At 43.7% G+C, this 3,989-nt stretch carries 4 protein-coding genes and 1 pseudogene; all 5 read left to right on the forward strand.

Going from position 1 to position 3,989, the window contains the following annotated elements; all coding sequences use genetic code 11:
• The first annotated feature begins 283 nt into the window (after positions 1–283).
• The 5 genes and pseudogenes from LI114_RS13070 (at position 284) to LI114_RS13090 (ending at position 3,939) form a co-directional block, all read left to right on the forward strand.
• Positions 284–1,093, forward strand: a pseudogene (locus LI114_RS13070) (DNA adenine methylase).
• A 21-nt stretch (positions 1,094–1,114) separates the two neighbouring features.
• Positions 1,115–1,384, forward strand: coding sequence for a hypothetical protein (locus LI114_RS13075; protein ID WP_041337578.1), 270 nt, complete (start codon positions 1,115–1,117; stop codon positions 1,382–1,384).
• A complete protein-coding gene (locus LI114_RS13080) occupies positions 1,381–1,797 on the forward strand; it encodes a DUF3846 domain-containing protein (protein WP_051706986.1) in 417 nt (138 codons plus the stop codon). The genes LI114_RS13075 and LI114_RS13080 overlap by 4 nt, the downstream gene beginning before the upstream one ends.
• A 261-nt stretch (positions 1,798–2,058) precedes the next feature.
• The gene (locus LI114_RS13085) at positions 2,059–2,814 is read left to right on the forward strand and encodes a hypothetical protein (RefSeq protein WP_227221041.1); all 756 of its coding nucleotides are present in this window, start codon (positions 2,059–2,061) and stop codon (positions 2,812–2,814) included.
• Between the two features lie 69 nt (positions 2,815–2,883).
• The gene (locus LI114_RS13090) at positions 2,884–3,939 is read left to right on the forward strand and encodes a SpaA isopeptide-forming pilin-related protein (protein WP_227221042.1); all 1,056 of its coding nucleotides are present in this window, start codon (positions 2,884–2,886) and stop codon (positions 3,937–3,939) included.
• Positions 3,940–3,989: the final 50 nt, after the last annotated feature.

A 3,989-nucleotide genomic window follows, 5' to 3' on the forward strand; every position in this document is an offset into this window, starting at 1 on the left:
ACAAAGCCGACGGCTACCTTGAACAGAAACGCATAATATTCAGCTATGTTGACCCGATAATCAAGGGCTGAAAACAGCGTAAAATCTAATATTTATTAAGGTCGTTTTGCCAACAGCAGATCAAAAATCTGGTGCTTGCAAAGCGACTTTTCTGCTGTTGGTTCTAACGGCAGAATAGGAGTAAATTGAAAGCAAAGCTTTCAATTACGAGTTTTGTGCTTTGCACAAAACATCGGAAGGAGGTGTGCCTCCTTTCGGAGGCAAATTATATATGAACAGTTTTATGTCATGGGTAGGGGGAAAGAAGAATCTTCGTGACGAGGTTCTTGCAAGATTTCCACCTTACTATGAAAGGTATATAGAGGTTTTCGGCGGCGCAGGCTGGGTGCTGTTTCACAAGCCGCCCGGTGCAGATTTTGAGGTGTACAATGACTTCAATTCAAATCTTGCAAATCTTTACCGCTGCGTTCGTGACAAGCCTGCAAAGCTGAAATACAAGCTTAGGTATGTGCTTGATTCAAGAGAAGATTTTGAGTATTTAGCCCTACTTCATAAGCGTGGCATTTTGCCAAGACTTTATGACGTTGACAGGGCGGCTAAGTTTTATCAGCTTATACGTTACAGCTATGCAAGCGGTCTTGACAGCTTTGGAAGTCAGCCGCATTCGATATGGTCGGACTTCCCTATGATCGACCTTGCCGCAAGAAGATTGCAGAAAGTAGTTGTTGAGAACAAGGATTTTGAAAAGCTGATTAAGCAGTACGATAGACCAGTAAGTTTTTTCTACTGCGATCCGCCCTACTTTGCTACCGAAAGTTACTACAAGGACGTGGGATTTACGGCAAAGGATCATATCAGACTGCGTGACACACTTTTAGAGATCAAAGGCAAGTTCTTGGTTTCATACAATGACTGTCCGGAGATAAGGGAGATATAGGACAAGCCTAATACCCACATCGAGGAGATAAGCAGACTTAACAACTTAGCACAGCGTTATGACGCAGGCTGTCAGTACGGCGAACTGCTTATCTCAAATTATGACACAAGCGAAAGGGCAAAGGCAGTTCGTCAGCTTTCGCTCTTTGACAATTAAACGATCACGGAGGTTTGATTTATGAAAAATGGTATATGTACAAAAGGATTTATCAATGAGTTGGGAGACATAGAAGTACCCGGTGTGTTCTTTGAAGAGGGAGCGGAGGTGGATCTGAAAATATGGGTCGAGAGAGGAAGATTTGAGATCGCCCTTTTTCCTTCAGAGAATGAGAGTAAGCACCATGACTGCGGCATCTCAGAGGAGGAGATACAGCGTACCTGTGCAATGTTTGATGACTGCGGCGATTGTCCGCTGAAAGAGTATTGTGAAAGTGAGGCAAAAGAATGAGGATACTTGTGTTTGAACCTCTGAAAGAACCGTATGTGAAAGATATCGAGGACGATATCCAGGCAATGCAGGAGGTGGTCGGAGGAAGCATTGAACCTATATATTTTGAGCAGACAAATGACGCACTTTGCTGGTGCAATGATGAGTTTCTGCTGAACGGTTCAAAGCCTAACAGGATAGTTGGAAATACTCTTGTTCACGGCACTTTCTATATTTCTGGCAACTGTCTGAACGAATACGGAGAGTGGGATTCTTGTTCACTTGCTGATAAACAGATAGAAAAGTACAAGCAGCAGTTTGATCATATCATAGTGGATCTGCCCGGTATCGGGCTGGTTGCTGTTAGAGAAACAAGACCTGAAGTGATCGAACCGCTTGAAGAATTTGAAGAGTCACCGGAGATAAGTATGTAGTTTGCTAAAGCTTATGCTGTGCAAATTGTGACAAAGGTAGAACTTCAATAAAAAGTCTGGATTTTAAAGTATTAGTGTGATATATTGCTTGTCAAGGAGCGTGATAATATGAAAAAAGCAATGGTCATATCAATATTCTGTGCGGTATTTTTATCAGCCTGTGGAAATATATCGGAATCCACAGAAAGCGAAAACTCTTCAGTAGCTAGTCAAACTGCGGCCACGGCTATAGTTTCCGCAGAAACATCGGCAAAGGAAGAAATGGATACAAGTGAAACCACAGCGACCATTAAAAAGAGTTCGCAGACGGTATCATCTTCCTCAAAGCCGACAGATACTGAGGTAACTGCGGCTAAGAAATCAAGCACTTCAAATACAGGCGGCAATTCGGTTCAGGGGCAGAATAACGCTGTACAGGGTAATAACCAAGCTGTGCAGAATAATACTCCATCCAACAATTCTCAGGATAATAACTTAGCGGAGCAGAACGCCCAGCCGTCCAATGAGAAGCCTCAGAATGCCACCAAATCAACAACGGCAAAGCCGTCAGCATCGGCAGTACCTACGGTAACAAATCCGCCTGTCGCAAGGACAAAGCCTGAGACTACAACAGTGCCGCAGACTCAACCACCCTCGCCGATGCCTACTGAGGAAGAAAGATATATGGATATCGGCAGAAGCTTATTTCATAACGGCTCTGATTACAGCAAGGCAGAGGCGGTATACAACTGGATGACTGAAAACGGTTCGGGAACTTGTGTGAATTATTCGTGGCAGACCTACTATTTGTGCAAAGGTACAGACCTGGAATGCTATCTTACATGGATGCCGTCAAAACTGTATGGTCATGTAGCAAATGTTGTTAAGGTAAACGGAACATGGTTTGTTCTTGATACGCAGGGACAAGGATTTCTGCTGAATAACGACTGCGGATTCAGCGAAATAATAGATATTGATGAATCATATGTATCAGGGGCGGATTTGATAAGCAACCAAAGATATGATGAAATATATTAAAATGTGCAAACGAAAGAGCTGAAATCCGGCTCTTTTTCTTTGCAAAAATGAAAAGGAGAAATGCACTTTATGTTCAAAAAATCGAAAATATTAAAGAAGCTCGGTGCAGGGTTCATGGCAGGACTCTGTGCTTTTTCTATGTTCGGCTCATCTATGAGCGGAGTTATTACGGCAAATGCCGCAAGTTCATCGACTGAAAACGCAGCATTCCCGTCGGCAGATACGGTGATCGCAAAAGCGGCGAATTTGCTGGGTACGCCGTATACCTATGGAAACAAGGGCTACTGGTATGCGTATGATCAGGGACAGTACACTCCGCTGTCGGTGCAAACGATCAACAACCTCGGTATCGACTGTTCGGGTCTGGTGTACTATACGCTTACACAGCTTGGCTACAGCACTTCGGGATTTTCATGGAACAACCCTGTGCCTGTTGACACAGATCATTGGCTTACAGTCAATGATAACTGCACCATAACTTACGACGGAAAGACTTCAAAGGTTGAAGTCGAAAAGAAAAACATCAAAACAACAGACCGCCCATATTGGGAGTGTGCTGATGGTTCGGTTATTACAGCAGGTTCTGTGGTGGTCGCTCAGAATCCGAGTGGTGAGGATCACGCTTGGATATATATGGGCGAATTTGATTCAAGAAATGATGTGGTAAGCTACCTTAAGTCTATCGGCGTTTCGGAAAGTCTTATCAATTCCAAAACAGTCGGGGACGGCACAGGCGCAGGAGGTACACACTGGAGAATCGAATCAAACGGTTCTGAGGGCGTTGTTATCAACAACAAGACTGACGGTAAGACCGCTACCGCTATGAATATGTCGGCGTTCAGGATCACAAAAAATGATGTGAAATTTGAAATAACCAAGGTTCTTGCTTCGGACAAAACGGTTAAAATTTCAGGTACAAGCAAGGTGGACGGCACGGTTGCAAAATACGGAGTATATACCGATAAGGCTTGTAAAAACAAGGTCGGCGAGATCACTATCGGCAAGGACGGAACAGGCTCCATTCAGTTACCCGAAAAGCAGTATTACGTTAAGGAGATCTCCGCACCGACAGGTTACAGTATCTCTGAAGAAGTGTTCGCATTAAAGGCTGACGAAAATATATGATTTTGTCAATAAAACTTGACACATTGACCGCAAGGATTTGAAGTTAAGCA

This window comes from Ruminococcus sp. 210702-SL.1.03, from assembly GCF_020559915.1.
GTDB lineage: Bacteria > Bacillota > Clostridia > Oscillospirales > Ruminococcaceae > YE71.

Excerpts from the sequence above, each read along its gene's own strand:
- LI114_RS13075 (WP_041337578.1), top strand. The coding sequence starts at position 1,115 with ATGAAAAATGGTATATGTACAAAAGGATTTATCAATGAGTTGGGAGAC.
- LI114_RS13080 (WP_051706986.1), top strand. The coding sequence starts at position 1,381 with ATGAGGATACTTGTGTTTGAACCTCTGAAAGAACCGTATGTGAAAGAT.
- LI114_RS13085 (WP_227221041.1), top strand. The coding sequence starts at position 2,059 with ATGGATACAAGTGAAACCACAGCGACCATTAAAAAGAGTTCGCAGACG.
- LI114_RS13090 (WP_227221042.1), top strand. The coding sequence starts at position 2,884 with ATGTTCAAAAAATCGAAAATATTAAAGAAGCTCGGTGCAGGGTTCATG.